Here is an 18,751-nt window from a genome sequence, read left to right on the forward strand (position 1 = left end):
CCCGATGAGGTCCATCGGGCGTTGCTTACCTTGGCTCAATAGGGCCAAGAACTGTCAACCTATGTCAGGACTTGACAGGGCTCGGCTTTCTCCCGTCTCCCGCTCGCGGGAGAGGGGGCAAAACCGGAACCTGAACCTGGACCTCACACCTCGACCACATACCCCCAATCGAACTTCGGGTTCTCCAGCGCGCCATCGCCGCGCCGCACATAGCCGCGCGGGTTGCAGACCACGCGGGCGCGGTCGACCCGGTAGTCGAAGCTGGTGTGCGTATGGCCATGGATCCACAGGTCGGCGCGTTGGACCAGATCCGGGCGGCGCGAGATGAAGCCTGCCGAGGCGAGGTCGTGCGCATAGCGTGGGTCGAGGCTGCCGAGGTCAGGGGCATGGTGGGTGACGACGACCGTTGCGCCATCGAAGGGCTTGTCGAGTTCGCTGGCCAACCACGCCGACTCGGCGCGGTGCCGCGCCAGCGCATCGGCGGGCGTGAAGCGGCGGACAGCACCGTGCTCGCCGCCCTCGTCGTCCGCGGCGTCGTCTTCGACCGAGATCAGCCGATGGTCGAGCATCACCTTGGCGCAGGCCTGCATCGCGTCGTCGATGCGCTCGCGGCCGAACAGCGCGTAGTCGGCCCACCAGGTCGTGCCCAGCACGCGCACCGGCGTCTGGTCCGGTAGTTCGAACACCGCCACGCCGCCGGTCAGCAGATGCACCTGCCGATGAGCGGCCGCGGCGGCGGCCATTTGCGCATCGACCCGGGTGAAGGTGCTGTCGTAATACTCGTGGTTGCCCGGCACATAGACGATCGGCCCGCGCAGATGCCGCGCGGCCCAGTCGATGCCATGGCGGCCGTTGGCGATGTCTCCGGCCAATACGACGAGATCGGCATCGCAGTCGGGGACCGATTCCGGGGTATGGTGTTCCAGATGCAGATCGCTCAGAACGCGTAGCTTCATGCCGTCTCCAGATGGGCCTGTGCCATCGGAGTGTTCAGCATGCGACCGGGCCGGTCAAGCCTGGCCGGCCTGTCGGCGCGAACGCTTCGGCAGGCAGTCCCACGGCGGCGTTTCGCCGCGACCGGCGATCGGCGGCAGCGATCGCGGCGCCACGACGAAGCCGCCCATGCTGGGCAGCGGTCCATCGACGAGTGGGCAACCCACATCGGCGCTTCTGCCGCTTCTGTGGTGTTTGCCTCTGCCGGCCGGTTTTGTCGTTCTCATGATTGGCTCCCCGTTGCCCTCGCTGTGGCTGCCGCGGTGTCCCCGCCTTCGTATTCACCGGAAGGCGGATGCTCCACCGTCGAGAACGGAGCCGGGGGCGGCTCGATGCGGCGTCGAGCGCTCCCCCGGGTTCTAACGGTGCAGCGGGCCCCCCACACCCCGCCGGTCCGGGCTCAGCCGTCTTGTCGTTGATGTGCCCCCTTTGGAGGAAGGGCAGGCTTGCCGGGTACCACCGCGTGCCCTCGCCCAGGACCGCGGTTCTTTGTAACACCGACAAGAGCGACTACCGTGCCATCAAGCGCAAGCCATTGATTCCATTGATGTCGAGTTCTCGCGACATGTTACGAGACCGAGTTGATGTAACAAGACGTTTCTGTTGCGATACCGTCTCGATGTGTTCGCCAGCGCGCGACGGGGTGCGGCAGGTCGTCGCGTGCCGGGCGTTCGACGCTGCGCGCGCTATTCCGGCAGAACGCCGGACGATCGGGAGTGTTCCATTTTTGAAGCACTGGCCGCGCGCGCGAACGGCGGCCGGTCATCCTGACGGGACCCGGCTACGCCCGGGCTAGTCCAGACGACGTAGACCGAACCGCGTAGCCGACCGCCATTCCGTCTGCGGCGCCGACGCCGGCATGGTCCGCCGTCATGCAATTGGATGAGCCGGATCGAGTGGCGGCGGCGAAACGCGCCCGATCCGATTCGGTTGCAATGGTGAAACTGCGGCAATGCCGGCGCCGTCAGTCGATGCGGCCGCCTTCCGGCAGGCGCGACGCGTCGATCTGCTCGCGCAGCCACGCATGCATGCGCCGGATCGCATTTTCGTGCGGATGGCCCTCGCGCCAGATCATCCAGTACTGCAGCGTCGACGGGATCCGCGTGGTGCCGATCTGCACCAGTGCCCCGCTGGCCAGATAGTCGTGGGCGAGCAGCGCCCGTGCGGTCGCCACGCCGACACCGGCGATGGCGGACTGCAGCAGCATGCCGGCATCCTGGAAGATCGGCCCGCGCTCCGGCTCGTGCGTCGGCAGGCCGGCCTGCTCGAGCCAGTCGCGCCAGGACCGCAGCGCGAAGCGCAGCATCGGCAGGCGCGGCAGATCGGCCACCGTGAAGCCCGGATAGCGGGCGAGCAGCGCCGGGCTGGCCACCGCGATCACGGTGTCCTCGATCAGACGGTGGCATTCGAAGCCGGGCAGGTCGACGCGCTGGTGCCAGATGCCGACGTCCACCGAATACGGGTCCGGCGGCGGGATCTCGGCATGCAGGCGCAGATGGACGTCGAGCATCGGCATCGCCTCGTACAGGCTCGGCAGCCGCCGGATCAGCCAGGCGTTGGCCAGATCCGCCATCACGCTGACCTCGAGCCGGACCGCGGGTTGTTCGCCCTGGCCGCCGGCCTCGTTCAGCGCCTGCTGCAGGCCATCGAGTGCCGTGCGTACCCGCTCGGCGAGCCGCGCGCCGACGCTGGTAGGCAGCATGCGGGCGCCGGCCCGCTGGAACAGCCGGGTGCCCAGCGTCTGCTCCAGCCCCCGCACATGATGGCTGATCGCGCTGTGCGTCAGCGCGAGCTCCTCGGCCGCGCGGGAGAAACTGCGATGGCGCGCTGCTGCCTCGAGCGCGCGCAGCGCCTGCAGCGGGGGAAGATGGGGAACCTGAGCCATGGTGTCGGGGAGAGGGGGAGGGAACGGCACAATCGAACGCCGGCCGTCAAATTCTACTCACAATACGGGCACGAATTCTTCGTTGGTGCCGGCGCGCCGGAGCGCCGACAATCCGCGCATGACAACCGCAACGCTTCCTCCCTCCGGTTTGCCCGCCGCCGCAAGCGGCCTGCGCTGGCGCGTGCTGGCGATCTTTTCGCTCGGCTTCTTCGTTTCCTATGTCTATCGCGGCGTCAATTTCGGCTTCGCGCCATACCTGTCGCGCGAGCTCGGGCTGTCGGCGAGCGATCTGGGCCTGCTGACCAGCTGCTACTTCCTCGGCTTTGCCTGCGCGCAATTGCCGGCCGGCTTGCTGCTCGACCGCTTCGGCCCGCGCCGCACCGAGGCGGCCTTGCTGCTGCTGGCGGCGGTGGGCACGCTGCTGTTCGCGCGGGGGCAGGGCATGGCGGCGCTGGCGGCGGGACGCCTGCTGATCGGCGTCGGCGTGTCGGTCTGCCTTGGCGCGGCGATCCAGGCCCTGTCGATGTGGTTTCCGCTGTCGCGGATGCCGCTGCTGAACGGGCTGGTGATGGCGATCGGCGGGCTCGGCGCGGTGGTCGTCGGTACGCCGCTCGACTGGCTGTTGTCGCTGGTAGATTGGCGTGCAGTCTGCGCCGGCCTCGGCGGCGTGACCGTGGCGATGGCGCTGCTGCTGTGGTTCGGCGCGCCCGAGGCGGCGCGGCCGGGCACGCGTGAAAGCCTGGCGGCGCAGTGGCGCGGCACCGTGGCGATCCTGCGCAGCGCGTCGTTCTGGCGCGTGGTGCCGCTGACGCTGCTGAACCAGGGCGTGTTTCTCGCGGTGCAGAGCCTGTGGGTCGGCGCCTTCCTGCGCGATGTCGGCGGCGTCGGGCCGGCACGCGCGGCGCAACTGGTGTCGCTGATCGGCTTTGCGATGATGGGCGGCTGCGTGGTGGTCGGCTGGGCGGCGCGCCATCTGGAGCGGCTCGGCGTCAGCCTGCATGCCTTCGCCGGCATCGGCATGACGATGTTCATCGTGGTGCAGGCGCTGCTGATGGCCGGGGCGCCGCTGCCGGCCTGGCTGCTGTGGTCCGGCTACGGGGTGTTCGGCTCGACCGGCATCCTGACCTACGCCGTGCTGGCGCGCCAGTTCGACGGCGCGATGATCGGGCGCGCGACCACCGCGCTGACGCTGACGGTGTTCCTGGCGATCTTCCTGTGCCAGCTCGGCATCGGCATGGTGCTCGACCTGTGGCCGGCGGTGGACGGCCGCTATCCGGTGCGCGCGCATCTGGCGGCATGGGCCGTGCTGGTCGGATTGCAGGTGCTGGCAGCGATCTGGTACTGGACGGGACCGCGCCAGCGGGGCGGCACGGCCGGGGCGGGCTAGCGGGCCGGCGACCGGCGGGCCCGCGTCCCGCCGCTACAGCACGATCGGCCGGTCGTCGAGCTCGTTCGGATTGCCGTCGCCCTGTTGCGGGAAATGCCGGGCCAGCAGCGCGTGAATCTGCGCGACCGTAGCCAGCACCGGCTCGATCGACAGATCCCTGGCGAGGCCGTGTGCCAGCGACTGGCACAGCGCGCTCCAGGTCTCGCGGTCCACGCGCGCATCGATGCCGCGGTCGGCCAGCAGTTCGACCGCGTGATCGGCCAGATTGATATAGAGCAGCACGCCGGTGTGGTCGACGGTGTCCCAGACCTCGAGCGCGGCGAACAGCGCACGGGCGCGCTCGCGCGGCGTCACGCCGGCCCAGGCATGGGTCGCCGGCAGGCTCGATTCGATCACCACGCGCACTTCGCCCCGATGCTGGCGTTCGCCCTCGCGTACGGCGCGCTGCAGCTGCGCCAGCGCATCGGGCGGGAAGTGCCGGTGTGCGTGGGAGACCGGGGTCAGCGCATGGCGCAGGGCGCGCCGCAGTCCGCGCGAAGGGGACGGTGAACGGGGCGGTGAACGGGTGGGCATGATGTCGTTCCCTTACCAGTTGCCGGAGGCGCCGCCGCCGTCGAAGCCGCCGCCGCCTCCGCCGCCGAAGCCGCCGCCGCCGCCAAAGCCACCGCCACCGAAACCCCCGCCGCCATGGTGCCGGCCCCAGCCGCCACCCAGGCCGCCGAGACCGCCCAGACCGCCCAGCGTGCCGGCAGCCGTATCCCAGCCGCGCCGGCCGACCACGATCTGCCGGCGGCGGCCGCGCGTGGCGGAGAACAGGAAGAACGCGATGATCAGCAGCGGGAACAGCACCGGCAGCCAGTCGGCCAGCCCGCTCTGCTGCGCCTGCTTGCGCGCCTGCGGTCCGGGCAGGCCTTCCTTGTCGATGGTGGCCTGGATCGCCGAGATGCCGGCCGCGAGGCCGCCATAAAAATCGTTCTGGCGGAAGTGCGGCGCCATGATGTCCTGCAGGATGCGTTTGGACATCGCATCGGTGAGCGAGCCTTGCACGCCGCGACCGACCTCGAGCCGCATCTTGCGCAGGCCAGGCGGATTGTCCTTGGCGATCAGCACGATCACGCCGTCGTCGATGCCCTGGCGGCCGGCGCGCCAGGCGTCGGCCACGCGGATGCTGTAGGCGTCGATGGTCTCGGGATCGGTGGTCGGCACCATCAGCACGAAGATCTGGCTGCCGCGGGTGCGCTCGTATTCGGCCAGCACGTTTTCAAGCGCGTTGCGCTGCCCCGGCGCCAGCGTGCCGGTCAGGTCGGTGACGCGCTGGGTCAGCGGCGGCACGGCGACGAAGCCGTCGCCCTGCGCACGCGCCACGCCGGCCGCGCCCAGCAGCAGCGCCAGCGCCAGCAGCAGGGGCACCAGCGGTGCCAGCGCTGCGAGCGCTGCCGGCGATCGGTGCGGCCAGCGCCGGAGTCCGGCGGCGAAGGTCATCGGCACGAGAATCAGAACTTGACCGCCGGCGGGGTCGAGATCGCCTTCTCGTTCTCGACGGTGAACGACGGCTTGACCTCGTAGTTGAAGATCATCGCGGTCAGGTTGGTCGGGAAGCTGCGCGCGAGCACGTTGTAGTCGCGCACCGCGGCGATATAGCGCTGACGCGCGACCGTGATGCGGTTCTCGGTCCCTTCGAGCTGCGATTGCAGATCGCGGAAGGCGGCGTCGGCCTTCAACTGCGGATAGTTCTCGGCGACCGCCAGCAGCCGCGACAGCGCGCCGCTCAGTTCGCCCTGCGCCTGCTGGAAGCGCTGGAATGCCTGCGGATCGTTCAGCGTTTCGGGCGTGACCTGGATGCTGGTCGCAGTGGCGCGGGCCTTGGTCACGGCCTCCAGCGTCTCGCGCTCATGCGAGGCATAGCCCTTGACCGTATTGACCAGGTTCGGAATCAGATCGGCGCGGCGCTGATACTGGTTGACGACCTCGCCCCAGGCCGCCTTGATGGCTTCGTCCTTGGCCTGGAAGTCGTTGTAGCCGCAGGCGCTCAGCAGGCTCGCCAGCCATGCCAGCAGCAGCCAGCGCAGCGGGCGCAGCGACAACAGCGAAGACCGCGACGAAGCGACGGTCGGCGATGAAGAAAGGAAGGCGCGCATCGGAAAACTCCGTGGATCGTCGGAACGCCAGCAGTGTAGCGCACCGGCCGCTTGATGCATCCACGGAGCGGGCGCTGCGGCAAGCAGCGCCCGATTGCACCGCTTTACAGCGCAGCGAAGGCGCGGTGCGCGGCGTCGAAGGTCGCCTCCAGGATCGCGTCGTCGTGCTGCGCGCCGACGAAGCCAGCCTCGAAGGCGGACGGCGCCAGATAGACGCCGTTGTCCAGCATCGCGTGGAAGAAGCGGTTGAAGCGCGCGGTATCGCATTGCGTGACTTCAGCAAAGCTGGCCGGCACGCCCTCGCGGAAATACAGCCCGAACATGCCGCCGACCGAATCCGCGGCGAACGGCACGCCCGCCGCGCGTGCGGCCTCGGCCAGGCCGTCGGCCAGCTTGCGCGTCTGCGCCGCCAGCCGGTCGTGAAATCCCGGCGCCTGGATCAGCTTGAGCGTCGCCATGCCGGCCGCCACCGCCAGCGGATTGCCCGACAGCGTGCCGGCCTGATAGACGCCGCCCAGCGGCGCCAGCCTGGCCATGATGTCGCGCCGGCCGCCGAAGGCCGCCGCCGGCATGCCGCCGCCGATCACCTTGCCCAGGCACGTCATGTCGGGCGTGATGCCGTAGTGCGCCTGCGCGCCGCCCAGCGCGACGCGGAAGCCCGTCATCACCTCGTCGAAGATCAGCACGGCGCCATCGGCGCTGCACAGCTTGCGCATCGACTGCAGGAAGGCGTCGCTGGCGCGCACCAGGTTCATGTTGCCGGCCACCGGCTCGACGATCACCGCGGCGATCTCGCCGGCGTGGGTGGCGAAGGCCTGTTCCAGCTGCTCGACGTTGTTGTACTCGAGCACCATCGTGTGGCGCGTGACGTCGGCCGGCACGCCCGCCGACGACGGCGCGTTCTGCGTGGTGTCGGCGAAGGTCAGCAGCCCCGAGCCGGCCTTGACCAGCAGGCTGTCGGCGTGGCCGTGATAGCAGCCCTCGAACTTGATGATCAGATCGCGCCCGGTGAAGCCGCGCGCCAGCCGCAGCGCGCTCATGGTGGCCTCGGTGCCCGAGGACACCAGACGTACCTGCTCGATCGACGGCACCAGCCTGCAAATTTCCTCGGCCATCTCGATCTCGGCCTCGGTCGGTGCGCCGAACGAGAAGCTGCCGGCCGCGACCCGCTGCACCGCGCGCACCACGTCGGGGTGCGCATGGCCGACGATCATCGGCCCCCACGAGCCGATGTAGTCGATATAGCGCTGGCCGTCAGCGTCCCACATGTAGGGACCTTCGGCGCGCTCGATGAAGCGGGGCGTGCCGCCGACCGAGCGGAAGGCGCGCACCGGCGAATTGACGCCGCCGGGAATGGTCTGCTGGGCGCGGTCGAAGAGCTGCTGGTTTCGTGACATGTCGTGATCTGCCTGGAAGAGGAGGGCCGGACGAAAGCTGGGGCCGGGGAGAAATGCGGGCGGTGCGCCGTTGAACGCCAATTCGCGCGAACCGTATGCGATCGGCTGCAATCCGCGTCAATCGCCATCGATCCGGACGCCAAATACCGGGTTGCCGGTGGCGCGCCGCGCGTCGATTCGGTACCATCTGCGCTGAATTTTAATCGAGACGTCACCACCCTATGGAATACAAGACCTGGATGTGCCTGATTTGCGGATGGATTTACGATGAAGCCGCCGGCGCGCCGGAAGACGGCATCCCGCCCGGAACCAAGTGGGAAGATGTGCCGATCAACTGGACCTGCCCGGAATGCGGCGCCCGCAAGGAAGACTTCGAGATGGTGGCGATCTGAGGGGCGTTTGAGCTTCGTCTGGTACTTCGCACGCATCCCCGTACAAGAGATCTGCCGACGGTGGCCATCCCCGCCACCGTCCGGCCCTCGGCCACCCTAGCCCGAGAACGGCCCGCGCCCCCGCAGCGCATTGGCCACCATCATCAGCGCCAGCAGGAACGGCAGCGCGACATACAGGCACCAGTGCACCCGGTCGCCGATCGTTTCGCCCCACTTACGCTTGAATACCTGCAGCCGCGGCATGCCCGACGGATTGGTGGCGCGCTTGTGGTTGACGTGCCAGGCCATCCAGAAAAAGAAGATGGCGAAGGCGACCGAGAGGAAATTGATGTTACCCATGGTGGATGGCGATGGTTTTGAGGGTGGTGAAGCCGTATAGCGCCTCGAAACCCTTTTCGCGCCCGTGGCCCGACTGTCCGGAGCCGCCGAACGGCAGTTCGACGCCGCCGCCGGCGCCATAGTTGTTGATGAAGACCTGCCCTGCACGCACCTTGCGGGCCAGCCGCAGCTGGCGCGCGCCGTCGCGCGTCCAGATGCCGGCCACCAGCCCATAGGGCGTGCCGTTGGCCAGCGCGATCGCGTCCTGTTCGTCGTCGAAGGGCATCGCCGCCAGCAGCGGGCCGAACACCTCCTCCTGCGCCAGCCGGTGCGTCGCCGGCACGTCGCGCAGCAGCATCGGCACCTGGTAGTAGCCCGTCTCCGGCGCCTCGGCGACGATCTGGCCCTGCGCCATCACCGGGATGCCGGCGTGCTGCGCGTCGGAGACGAAGTCCCAGACCCGCTGCTGCTGCTTGCGGCTGATCAGCGGTCCGCATTCGAGGTCCTGCTCGGCGGGGCCGACCCGCAGCGACTCGAACACCATCGCGAGCCGGTCCAGCAGCGCGTCGTACAGCGGCCGCTCGACCAGCAGCCGGCTGCCGGCCGAACAGGTCTGGCCGGCATTCTGCACGATGCCGCGCACCACGACCGGCACCAGCGCATCGACGTCGGCGTCGGCGAACACGATCTGCGGCGACTTGCCGCCCAGCTCCAGCGTAACGGGCACATGATTCTCGGCGGCCATCTGCGCGACCAGCTTGCCGGTCTGCGGCGACCCGGTGAACGACAGATGGTCGATGCCGGGATGGCGCGCCAGCGCGGCGCCGGCCTCGTGGCCATAGCCGGTGACCACGTTCAGCGCGCCCTCGGGCAGGCCGACTTCCGCCGCCAGTTCGGCCACACGCAGCAGCGACAGGCAGGCGTCCTCGGCGGGCTTGACCACGCAGGCGTTGCCGGCGGCCAGCGCCGCGCCGACACTGCGGCCGAAGATCTGCAGTGGGTAGTTCCACGGCACGATATGGCCGGTGACGCCGTGCGGCTCGCGCACGGTCAGCACCGTATAGCCGTTCTGATAGGGGATGGTCTGGCCGTGCAGCTTGTCGGCGGCGCCGGCGTAGAACTCGAAATAGCGGGCGATCGCGCGCGCGTCGGCGTGGGCCTGGCTCAGCGGCTTGCCGGTGTCGCGCGCTTCGAGCGCGGCCAGCTCGGCCTCGTGCTCGGCGAGCTTGCGCGCCAGGTCGGTCAGCAGGCGGCCGCGCTCGGCGGCCGACAGCGCGCCCCAGGGGCCTTCGAAGGCCTGGCGCGCGGCATAGACCGCGGCATTGATATCGGTTGCGTTGCCGCGCGCGATCTCGGCGAAGGGCGCGCCGGTGGAGGGGTCGAACACCTTGATGCGCATGCCGGAATCCGGCGCCATCAGGCGGTTGGCAACGAAGTGCTGGGCGTGCATCGTCATGCTCCGGCTGAAAATTCCAAGCCGGCATTATCGCCCAGCCGCGGCGCTCGTCCGCAAGGCACGCCGCCGCAAAAGCCGCGGCGGGGCCACCCGGACTGTCAGTTCCGGGTCAGACCGAGCCGCTATAATGCCGGCCATCGTCAAACCTTGGCCAAATACCGGCCGAATACAGGCATCTGGAGAACCGCATGAGCTTCAATCTCGTCCCGCCGGGCAAGGACATCCCGAACGACTTCAACGTGATCATCGAGATCTCGGCCCAGAGCGATCCGGTCAAGTACGAGGCCGACAAGGAAACCGGCCTGCTGTTCGTCGACCGTTTCATCGGCACCGGCATGCGCTATCCGGCCAACTACGGCTTCATTCCGCAGACGCTGTCGGGCGACGGCGACCCGGTCGACGTGCTGGTGATCACCCCGTTCCCGATCCTGGCCGGCGCCGTGGTGCGCTGCCGCGCGCTGGGCATGCTGAAGATGACCGACGAAGCGGGCGTGGACGCCAAGCTGATCGCGGTGCCGGTGGACAAGCTGTCGCCGGCCACGGCCTTCATGAAAGGCCTGTCGGACGTGCCGCAGAACACGCTGGACCAGATCAAGCACTTCTTCGAGAACTACAAGGCGCTCGAGGCCGGCAAGTGGGTCAAGGTCGAGGGCTGGGGCGGCATCGAGGAAGCGCACAAGGAAATCACCGACGGCGTGGCGAACTACAGGAAGTAAGCCGCCCGCGATCATCACCTCCTGAGCAGGCGCTGCAGCGCCTGCGGCAGACCCATAACCGGCCTCGCTTGCGAGGCCGCGTTCACGCTGGCGGCCGGCTTCGAGCCCGTGCCGTCCGTCTTGCCCGTCTTCGGCAAGTCCCTCCCTGGCTCCGCCCCCGCTTTCAGAATCGCCTTCGTCTGCGGAGACAGCTGTGCGAGCGCGCGCCTGAGCGGCTCGGCGCAGGCCATCAAGACTTTCTCCGCCGTCACCATGCCGCTTAGCCGCAGGTGCTCGCGCTCCTGCGCGTTCAGCCAGACACCGGCGTCGAGAAAGGCCTGCATCGCTTCGACTTGTCCCATCCTGCATGCCTCGAAGATGGGCCGCTCGCCCGCGGCGTTGCGCGCGTGCGGATCGGCGCCGCGCGCCAGCAGCAGTGACACCGTGGCGGCATGACCGCCCGAGGCGGCGGCATGCAGCGGCGTGCGCTGCTGGACGTCGCGCTCGCACAGGCTGGCGCCGTGCTCCAGCAGCCAGCCGATCGCCGAGCGGTTGCCATGGTATGCGGCTTCGTTCAGCGCGCTGCGTCCGTTTTCGTCGCGCGCCAGCGGATCGGCGCGGTGCAATGCCAGCCAGGCAAGCAGTGTGCGGGTGCGTTCGCCGCGGTCATGGTGGGTCGCCAGTTGCATCGGCAGATGTCCCAGGCCGGTGTGCGCCAGCGGGTCGGCTCCGAGCTGCAGCAGCCATGTCGCCAGGGCGAGATCCTGCTGCGCGCAGGCAAGGTGGAAGGCGTTGCGGCCATCCGGGCCGAGCCGATCGATAAAGGTGCGGCGTTCCGTTTCCGGCACGGCCTGCACGATCGCCTGCACTGCGTTGAGGCAGCCGAGCTCGCAGGCCCGCAGCCAGCCCTGATGCAGGCCCGCGTCGACCACGTTGGCATGGCGTTCCCCGCGCAGCCGCGCCAGCGCCTGTCCGACGCGGCTTTGCAGCTCGACCGTCGGCAGGTTCATCGCATCGAGCTGCTCCTTGAGCTCCGACAGCAACGATTCGATCGAGTCCGCTTCCTGCCGCAGATCGTCGATCAACGCCGCGCGGCGCGGCGGCGGACCGAACGAGAAGCGGCGGTGCATTTCCATCTCGGCCTCGAGCCGCTGTTCGAAACGCTCCATCCGCCGCGCCAGTTCGTCGGCATCGAGGGGAACGAAGCGCTTGCCGTCCTCGGCGACGACATGAGCGATCCTGCCGGGCGGCATGCGCGCCTCGATGGTTTCGCGATAGCGTGCGGCGATCGTGCGGGTCAGCGCTTCCAGCTCGTCTCGATAGCGCTGCGCCAGCGCTTGCTCCGCGTTGGCGTCGCCATGAGGCTCGGACTCGTCGCACAACAACGTCAACTGCAGATGCAACACTTGTGAACGACGGCTCAGCCATCGCTCCAGCTCTTCGAACGGCAACACCACGGGATGGTGCGCGATGGCGGCCTGCGCCATCTGCTGCGTCAGGGCGTCCGCGCGTGCGCTGATGGCGTTGTGGGCCGATATGGAAAGCATGGCAGGTTCAGGGCCGAACGGCCGCGGTGGGTGGAGGCCCGAATCTAGCGGCGCCGAGGCAGCGGCCTGTCGAATTTGGCACCGCCTCTGTCGCGAATGGCATGGGCCAAGTGGTTCGTTGCAGCGGCATCGCCTACCGTTCGCTTCCGCCCGCCGGTGCCGGCAGCCGCGCGGCGTCATCCGACCAACGCCGGACCCGGAGGAATCGCGTCGCCATGTTCAACGCCGCTGTGACACGTATCGGTATGCTGGTCCCGTTCGGGATCGGCCATTCACGCAACACGGAGCGCGAGGCATTGCGCCAGGCCATCGACGCCGGGAACCGGAGGCTCGTCAAGGACCTGCTGGCCGGCACGCCGGCACTGGCCACGAGCGCCGACGACGACGGCGAGTCGCCGCTGCACTGGGCGGTGCGCGCCGCGGCGCGCGACGGCAGCGGGGACCGGCGCGTCATCGTCACCTGCTTGCTCGAAGCGGGTGCCGACCCGGCGGCAAGGAGTCGCCAGGGTTTGACGCCGCTCGATCTCGCTGCCCAGGTGCCGTACGACCCCGCCGTGCTGAGCGCGTTGCGCCGGAGCGGCCGGCGCGCGTCCACACCGGCGCATCATGCGGGCCAGGTCCCGGAGCGAAACTCCGACAAGGCGGCCGACCGGGCCGGCGACTGGGGCGACCAGGGCGAGGGCGCCACCGTCGAGCAGCGCCTGCAGGGTATCGCCGCGACGCTGCGGCAGCGCGATCCAGCCTGGCAGCCGGATTCGCCCGCACGCGTACGGATGGTGCTGCGGACCCTTGCCGCGCTGTATCGCGACGCCGATGCCGACTGCGCGAAGTCCTGCCTGTCCTGTCTGCGCCTGCTGCTGCAGCGATATCCGCGGCTGAACGAAACGCATCGCGACGAGATGGTGTGCCTGTACGAGGCTCTCGTGCGCGTGTGGATGCGCGGCAGTCATTGGCAGGAGGGCTTCTGCTATGCCCATCACGCACGCCGGCTGCTGCCGGCGGGCGGGCGCGATGCGGCGGGCGTGGAGGCCGTCGTCGACCGGCTCGAAGCCGCGATGGTGCGGGAGCACCTGTCGCAGTGGGCGCCGCGGGCACAGGCCCAGTTGCGCGCGGCGCTGTTCGATCTCGGCACGCAATGCGCGGCGGCGACGGCGCCAATTCGCATGCTGGAGCGCGCCCATTGCCTGTTCGAAGCGGTCGCACGCGCCGAAGCGCTGCTGGCCAGCTACCGTATGGCTTTTGCACCGGAGGAGGCGCCGCGCGAAGCCGTGCCGGTGCGGCAACTGACCGCCGCGATCGTTGCGTTGCTGGATCGCTTGCGCAGAACCGCGAAAGGCGCCATCGACTTCATCGAAGTCGCGCATCGCGTGCTGCTGTTGGCCGAAGCGGCCGGCGCGATCGGTCTGCACGCGCAGGGCGCCGCGTGGTGCGACAGCGTGGTGCGGCAGGTCGAGCAGGAGGAATGCGCGGCTTCGCTCAGGCGCTACGACTGCTCGGCACATCGGCGCATGGCGCAGTCCCTGCGCGCCGGCGCCGGCGCCGGCGCGCCGGCTCGGCCCGCCGTTCAACCCCAGCCGGTCTGGCGGGCCCTGCGCGACAGCGTGGAGGCATTGCGCCGGCAGGCCGCCGAGGAGCTGGCCGCGCTCGCGCCGACCGACCCGACGGATCGAGCGGCATTGTGCGACTGGGATACCCCGCTGCCGATCGAGGGTCTGCAGGAACAGCTGACCGCGCGCTACAAGGCGTTGATCGCGCAGATCGCGCGCGCGTGCCGGCATTGGATGCTGACCGAGCCGCCGTGCGCGTTCGCCATCGTCGGACTCGGTTCGATGAGCCGCGGCGACATGGGGCCGTATTCGGACTTCGAGTATGCGGTGCTGCTGGCCGAACCGGCGCATCCCGACAGCGCCGCGCGCGCGTGGTTCGCCAGGTTCTGCCGGCTGTTCGATCTGGCCGTCTGCAGCCTGGGCGAAACGGTACCGGGCCACGATCATCCGTTGGCCGTGCCGGCCGGCTTCCAGATCGACGCCGGCGTGCGCGAGGGTGCGTCGGCACTGGCATGGACCGGCACGCCGGAGCAGCTCGCCGATGCGCTGCGCCAGCGCAGCGTGGCCAATGCCAACGTTCGTGCCGACGCCGATCAGGGCCTGCATTTCTCCTTGCTGACGCCATCGGTCGCGCATGGCGACGAGGCGCTGATGCGGCGGCTCAGGGTCGCGATGGCTGGCACGGTCGACGTGCCGCTGCACGGGGACGACCCCGGCCGTCTGTGCGCGCGCGAAGACCTGGCGCTGCGCCAGCTGCATGCCGACCTGCGCCGTCTTGGCGATGTGCTGGCGCGCGGGGCGGGGGCGGGCACCGATCTGAAGCAGGCCTACCGCGGACCGCTGGTGCATACGCTGACTGCCTTGTCGCTGCTGTTCGGCCACGACGCGGTGCCGCCGCGCGCGGCGCTGGCGCGCCTGGATGCGCTGAAGCGGTTCTCGACACCGTTCCTGGCCGACTGGCGCTGGGCCATGGCCGCGGTGCAGACCGTCCGCTATCGGCTGCAGCTGAGCGCGGGCCGGCGCGAGGAGCAGGGCGATGCGGCACTGACCGGGCCCGAGCGCGACATGCTGCAGGCGGCCCGAGAGCTGGTGGTGCGGCCGCTGTGGGCCGCGCTGTCCGGGCTGGTGGGATCGGACCGGCAGCTGCCTCGTGCCGTGATCGAGGCGGTGCGCGCGCTGCGCCGCCTCGACGACGTCGATCCGGCGCTGCCCGCGATCGTCGCGGACCGGCCGCTGTCGCTGGCAGCGACACGCAACCTCGCCGCCACGCTGGCGGTCCGCCGGGCGCCGGCGGACGAGCTGCGCCGTTACTATGAGGCCGCGATGGCCGGCGCGCCGCGCGGCGAGACCACGCAACGCTGGATCGCCTGGCGCGACGCGCTGGGGGCCGTGCCGGGCAACGAGGGCCGGCTGCGCGCGCTTGGCCATCTGCCGTGGCCCGACGGCTGGCGCGCGCAATGGGCCGAATCGCAATCGTGCTTCCGCCGCGCAGTGGAAAGCTGGCTGGTCGATGCCGCCGATGCCGCCGATGCCGCGGGTGTTGCCGGTCCGGCGATCCAGGTGCGCGTGCCGACGCCGGTCGGTGCCGGCGGGGTCCGCCTGTCGCCCGACATCGCGCGGCAGTTGTTCGATGCGCATGGCCACGTCCTGCCCAAGCCAGCTGGGCAAGCCGGCTCGCATTGCGTGCTGCCGGTTCGCTTCGAGGCCGAGGGACGCGAGTGGGTCTGCTGGGTCAAGTTCGGCCCGGAGGCGCCCGGCAGCGAGCGGCTGCTGCACGCGCTGGACCGTCGCCTGACGGGCGGACGCGGCATGGCGGCGAGCCTGGCCATGCAGCTGCGCAGCGGCGGGCGCGTGCTGAACGTGCAGGTCACCGAAGACGTGGCGGGCCGCTCGTTGGCGACGCTGCTGCGCGAGGAACCGTCCGCGCTGCGTGCCATCGATCCCGCCTCGTTTACCCGCGCGCTGCTGCGCGAACTGGTCAGCGGGCCCGGCGACGACAAGGCCGACGACTATTTCCTGGAGCGCGGCGAACGGCAGGCGCTGAAGCGGATCGACAGCGGCCGCGCGGGCCTGGGCATGTTGGGGCTGGCGGCCGCCGGCCGGCCACACCTGCCGGTCCGCAGCTACCTGTTCTGCCTGGACCAGATGGTGCAGCCGCTCGATCTGGCGGTGCTTGACGAAGTGGGCCGGCTGCAGCCCGACACGCTGCTGCGCAGCTGGCTGGAGGACGCCTTCCGCTTGCAGCAGGACCATGGCGCCATCTTCGGCGATGGCGGAGGGGCGGCGCAGGCTGGCCTGCTGGGCGTAACACCGTCCGACGCGATGCCGCTGCTGCGTCAGCGACTCGAAAGCGTGATAGGCATGGCCGCATTGGCGGCACGCCTGCGCACGGCCCCGACCGGCATGGCCTGTTTGCGCAGTCTCGAGCCCGAGCTCGCCGCGCCCTATCTGGCAGCGTTCGAGCGCCATCCGGTACGCGCCGCGGACCCCGGTGCGCCGGCACAGCGCTTTGCCTGCCTCGACGAGCGTCTGGCGCGCCGCGACGGCCACGGCCGCTATGCCGGTGCCGACCCGATTGACCACGCCGCGCGCTTTGGCCTCACGGCCATGCATCCGCGTGCGGCAGCCGGTACGAGCGAGATCGCGCTCGGTATCACCACATCGGCCGCCGGCGCGCTCTCGTGGCTGGCAGGATCGCCCGCTCGAGATCTCGCTTCCCTGGTCGTCGGCGTGCTTAGCGGCAGGGAGGGGGCGCAGCGCGACCTGGCCGCGTTGCCGCTGCGCCAGCGCACTGCCGTGTTCGATACGATCGCGATGGCGCTGCATGCCGACACGCGCGCCGTCGCGGTCGCAGATCAGCGCCGCTTGCTGGCGGCGATGGAGGGCACGGCCTTTGTCTGCCTGGACCTGAGCCCGTTTGCCGCGGCGCTGACCGATCCGCTGCTGGAAGGCTTGCTGCGCGGCGCCGGCCCCGCGTTGCGGCGGCTGGACCTGAGCGGCTGCGCGCAACTGACGCCGCAGGTGCTGCGCCGTGTCGAGGCCCTTGCCCCGGCCCTGCGCATGCTGAATCTGCGCGCGATGCGTTGGTCCGGGGACTGGATGTCGGGCGAGATGACGCTGGCCGAGCGCCCGGCGGCGCCGTTGATCGGGCCGTTTGGTCCATTGCAGTGGGGCCCGCTGCATTGGAGTGCGCTGGAAACGCTCGATCTGTTCGGCAACGGTGGGCTGCAGAAGCTATGGCTGCGCGCCCCGGCGCTGCGCACGCTGCGTATCGATGGCTGCGCGGCGCTGCGCGAACTGCGGCTGGACGGCGTACGTCTGCTGCACCGGCTCGATGCGAGCCAATGCGTGGCGCTGCCCGAGCCGGTGCTGTGCGGCCTGGCGCGCGACAATCCCGAACTGGCCGAGGTGCGGCTGGCGGGCTGTACGCAGCTGCGGCACATCGGTCTGCGCGAGGCCCATCCCTGGTTGCTTGCCTGGCCCTGGAACGCGTGGTCGCAAGCGGGGGCCGCGCGGCTGTGCGAATCGCTGACGCGAGCCGATGGCAGCCCCTACCGGCCGATGCCGCGCTACGTGATCAAGCAGGTTGACGCCTGGCTGCACGAGCGGGAACGGGCGGTGCACGCGCTGACGCAGCTCTATCGCGATGCCGGCACGCCGCAGCGACTGCGCGAGGCGGCCGAGGCAGCGTTGCTGGGCAGCGAGAGCGTCGCGCAGCGCGAGGCCGGCTGGGCCGCCGCGACGTTGATCGGCAATGCCAGCGATTCGCAGCCGGCGATCGGCATCGACTTGCTGGTGCCGGCGCTGTCTGCGGCCAGCAGCGAAGCGACACGCGTTGCTGCCGCGGGCGCGCTGGGTGGCCTGATCGCGATCCCGTCGCGAGACGATGTCGCGCGGTGGGCCCGGCTCGATGCGGGGCCGTCGCGGTAGTGCTGCGTGTCGTGCCGGCCTGGTTGTGCCGGCCTGTCGTGCCGGCGAGGATGAGGCGGCATCGTTGGCGAATCAATGGCGAATCGGTGGGCGGCGTCAGTGCGACCGCATCAGTGCGACCGCATCAATGCGGCGGCTCGGTGCTGTCGCCGGGACGGGCGGTGGTCTGCAGCGACGCCGCCGTGCCTGCCTCCGTGCCCGCGGCCTGCGCCGCAGCGCCGCGCACCTGCGGCCGCAACACCTCCATCATCTCGATCGGCACCGGAAACACGATGGTCGAACTGCGATCGCCCGCCACCTGCGTCAGCGTCTGCAGATAGCGCAGCTGCATCGCCTGCGGCTGCCGGGCCAGCATCTGCGCCGCTTCCAGCAGCTTCACCGAAGCCTGCAGCTCGCCCTCGGCGTGGATCACCTTGGCGCGCCGTTCGCGTTCGGCTTCGGCCTGCCGCGCGATCGCGCGCACCATCGATTCGTTCAGGTCGACATGCTTGATCTCGACGTTCGACACCTTGATGCCCCAGGCGTCGGTCTGCGCGTCGAGCACCTTCTGGATGTCCAGGTTCAGCTTCTCGCGCTCGGACAGCATCTCGTCGAGGTCGTGCTTGCCGAGCACCGCGCGCAACGTGGTCTGCGCCAGCTGGCTGGTGGCCTCGAGGAAGTTCGCCACCTGGATGATCGCGTTCTGCGGATCGACCACGCGGAAGTAGACCACCGCATTGACCTTGACGGAGACGTTGTCGCGCGAGATCACGTCCTGCGCCGGCACGTCCATCACCACGGTGCGCAGATCGACCCGCACCATCTGCTGGATCACCGGTATCACCAGCACCAGCCCCGGGCCCTTGACGCGCCAGAACCGGCCCAGCATGAACACCACGCCGCGTTCGTACTCGCGCAGCACGCGGAAGGCGGAGAAGATCAGCAGGGCCAGCAGGATGACGAGGGTGCCGGCGCTGAGGCTGAAGATCATGGTCGGTCTCCTTGGGGTGGCGTGGAGGAGGGCGGCGGCGGCCGCGCGGGGGAAGGTTCGGCGGCAGGGGCGGGGGTTGCGGCGTCGGCTGCCGTG

General features: G+C 69.9%; 13 protein-coding genes and 1 pseudogene. 4 read left to right on the forward strand and 10 right to left on the reverse strand.

Annotation, left to right across the window (positions count from 1 at the left end; all coding sequences use genetic code 11):
- Window positions 1-143: 143 nt before the first annotated feature.
- Together HTY53_RS24145 and HTY53_RS24150 are read right to left on the reverse strand one after the other, a co-directional pair.
- A complete protein-coding gene (locus HTY53_RS24145) occupies window positions 144-956 on the reverse strand; it encodes a metallophosphoesterase (RefSeq protein WP_174109124.1) in 813 nt (270 codons plus the stop codon).
- Window positions 957-1,957: 1,001 nt separating this feature from the next.
- Window positions 1,958-2,878, reverse strand: a complete 921-nt coding sequence (locus tag HTY53_RS24150) for a LysR substrate-binding domain-containing protein (RefSeq protein ID WP_174109125.1) — start codon at window positions 2,876-2,878, stop codon at window positions 1,958-1,960.
- Between the two features lie 118 nt (window positions 2,879-2,996).
- On the opposite strand from HTY53_RS24150, the gene HTY53_RS24155 reads away from it, so the two are divergent.
- Window positions 2,997-4,265 carry an MFS transporter gene (locus tag HTY53_RS24155; protein ID WP_174109126.1) on the forward strand — a complete coding sequence of 423 codons (1,269 nt, stop codon included), beginning with the start codon at window positions 2,997-2,999 and terminating at the stop codon, window positions 4,263-4,265.
- 33 nt (window positions 4,266-4,298) lie between these two features.
- Here HTY53_RS24155 and HTY53_RS24160 read toward each other — a convergent pair whose 3' ends face one another.
- From HTY53_RS24160 to hemL, 4 genes are all read right to left on the reverse strand, one after another.
- Window positions 4,299-4,838 carry a TPM domain-containing protein gene (locus tag HTY53_RS24160; protein ID WP_174109127.1) on the reverse strand — a complete coding sequence of 180 codons (540 nt, stop codon included), beginning with the start codon at window positions 4,836-4,838 and terminating at the stop codon, window positions 4,299-4,301.
- A 12-nt stretch (window positions 4,839-4,850) separates the two neighbouring features.
- The gene (locus HTY53_RS24165; protein ID WP_174109128.1) at window positions 4,851-5,747 is read right to left on the reverse strand and encodes a TPM domain-containing protein; all 897 of its coding nucleotides are present in this window, start codon (window positions 5,745-5,747) and stop codon (window positions 4,851-4,853) included.
- Between the two features lie 11 nt (window positions 5,748-5,758).
- Window positions 5,759-6,403 carry a LemA family protein gene (locus tag HTY53_RS24170; protein ID WP_174109129.1) on the reverse strand — a complete coding sequence of 215 codons (645 nt, stop codon included), beginning with the start codon at window positions 6,401-6,403 and terminating at the stop codon, window positions 5,759-5,761.
- Window positions 6,404-6,507: 104 nt separating this feature from the next.
- Window positions 6,508-7,800, reverse strand: coding sequence for a glutamate-1-semialdehyde 2,1-aminomutase (gene hemL, locus HTY53_RS24175; RefSeq protein WP_174109130.1), 1,293 nt, complete (start codon window positions 7,798-7,800; stop codon window positions 6,508-6,510).
- Between the two features lie 221 nt (window positions 7,801-8,021).
- On the opposite strand from hemL, the gene HTY53_RS24180 reads away from it, so the two are divergent.
- Window positions 8,022-8,192, forward strand: a complete 171-nt coding sequence (locus HTY53_RS24180) for a rubredoxin (RefSeq protein ID WP_006577065.1) — start codon at window positions 8,022-8,024, stop codon at window positions 8,190-8,192.
- 96 nt (window positions 8,193-8,288) lie between these two features.
- Here HTY53_RS24180 and HTY53_RS24185 read toward each other — a convergent pair whose 3' ends face one another.
- Both HTY53_RS24185 and HTY53_RS24190 read right to left on the reverse strand, forming a co-directional pair.
- Window positions 8,289-8,531, reverse strand: a complete 243-nt coding sequence (locus tag HTY53_RS24185; protein WP_006577064.1) for a hypothetical protein — start codon at window positions 8,529-8,531, stop codon at window positions 8,289-8,291.
- Complete coding sequence (locus HTY53_RS24190; protein ID WP_174109131.1) at window positions 8,524-9,960, reverse strand: aldehyde dehydrogenase family protein; 1,437 nt, start codon at window positions 9,958-9,960, stop codon at window positions 8,524-8,526. The genes HTY53_RS24185 and HTY53_RS24190 overlap by 8 nt, the downstream gene beginning before the upstream one ends.
- A gap of 194 nt (window positions 9,961-10,154) precedes the next feature.
- Here HTY53_RS24190 and ppa point away from each other — a divergent pair, with 194 nt between their 5' ends.
- A complete protein-coding gene (gene ppa, locus HTY53_RS24195; protein WP_174109132.1) occupies window positions 10,155-10,682 on the forward strand; it encodes an inorganic diphosphatase in 528 nt (175 codons plus the stop codon).
- 14 nt (window positions 10,683-10,696) lie between these two features.
- On the opposite strand, the gene HTY53_RS24200 is transcribed toward ppa, so the two are convergent.
- Window positions 10,697-12,388 carry an ankyrin repeat domain-containing protein gene (locus tag HTY53_RS24200; RefSeq protein ID WP_174109133.1) on the reverse strand — a complete coding sequence of 564 codons (1,692 nt, stop codon included), beginning with the start codon at window positions 12,386-12,388 and terminating at the stop codon, window positions 10,697-10,699.
- 35 nt (window positions 12,389-12,423) lie between these two features.
- Between HTY53_RS24200 and HTY53_RS24205 the strand changes: the two genes are divergently transcribed.
- The gene (locus tag HTY53_RS24205) at window positions 12,424-17,685 is read left to right on the forward strand and encodes a DUF294 nucleotidyltransferase-like domain-containing protein (protein WP_174109134.1); all 5,262 of its coding nucleotides are present in this window, start codon (window positions 12,424-12,426) and stop codon (window positions 17,683-17,685) included.
- A gap of 235 nt (window positions 17,686-17,920) precedes the next feature.
- Here HTY53_RS24205 and HTY53_RS24210 read toward each other — a convergent pair.
- Window positions 17,921-18,655, reverse strand: a pseudogene (locus HTY53_RS24210) (slipin family protein); the annotation flags it as partial.
- Between the last annotated feature and the right edge of the window lie 96 nt (window positions 18,656-18,751).

The sequence above is a fragment of the Cupriavidus gilardii genome (genome assembly GCF_013314895.1).
Lineage (GTDB): Bacteria > Pseudomonadota > Gammaproteobacteria > Burkholderiales > Burkholderiaceae > Cupriavidus > Cupriavidus gilardii_C.

What these genes read in the sequence shown, in the direction of transcription:
- HTY53_RS24145 (WP_174109124.1), bottom strand. Translation starts at nt 956, where the DNA reads ATGAAGCTACGCGTTCTGAGCGATCTGCATCTGGAACACCATACCCCG.
- HTY53_RS24150 (WP_174109125.1), bottom strand. Translation starts at nt 2,878, where the DNA reads ATGGCTCAGGTTCCCCATCTTCCCCCGCTGCAGGCGCTGCGCGCGCTC.
- HTY53_RS24155 (WP_174109126.1), top strand. Translation starts at nt 2,997, where the DNA reads ATGACAACCGCAACGCTTCCTCCCTCCGGTTTGCCCGCCGCCGCAAGC.
- HTY53_RS24160 (WP_174109127.1), bottom strand. Translation starts at nt 4,838, where the DNA reads ATGCCCACCCGTTCACCGCCCCGTTCACCGTCCCCTTCGCGCGGACTG.
- HTY53_RS24165 (WP_174109128.1), bottom strand. Translation starts at nt 5,747, where the DNA reads ATGACCTTCGCCGCCGGACTCCGGCGCTGGCCGCACCGATCGCCGGCA.
- HTY53_RS24170 (WP_174109129.1), bottom strand. Translation starts at nt 6,403, where the DNA reads ATGCGCGCCTTCCTTTCTTCATCGCCGACCGTCGCTTCGTCGCGGTCT.
- hemL (WP_174109130.1), bottom strand. Translation starts at nt 7,800, where the DNA reads ATGTCACGAAACCAGCAGCTCTTCGACCGCGCCCAGCAGACCATTCCC.
- HTY53_RS24180 (WP_006577065.1), top strand. Translation starts at nt 8,022, where the DNA reads ATGGAATACAAGACCTGGATGTGCCTGATTTGCGGATGGATTTACGAT.
- HTY53_RS24185 (WP_006577064.1), bottom strand. Translation starts at nt 8,531, where the DNA reads ATGGGTAACATCAATTTCCTCTCGGTCGCCTTCGCCATCTTCTTTTTC.
- HTY53_RS24190 (WP_174109131.1), bottom strand. Translation starts at nt 9,960, where the DNA reads ATGCACGCCCAGCACTTCGTTGCCAACCGCCTGATGGCGCCGGATTCC.
- ppa (WP_174109132.1), top strand. Translation starts at nt 10,155, where the DNA reads ATGAGCTTCAATCTCGTCCCGCCGGGCAAGGACATCCCGAACGACTTC.
- HTY53_RS24200 (WP_174109133.1), bottom strand. Translation starts at nt 12,388, where the DNA reads ATGACGCCGCGCGGCTGCCGGCACCGGCGGGCGGAAGCGAACGGTAGG.
- HTY53_RS24205 (WP_174109134.1), top strand. Translation starts at nt 12,424, where the DNA reads ATGTTCAACGCCGCTGTGACACGTATCGGTATGCTGGTCCCGTTCGGG.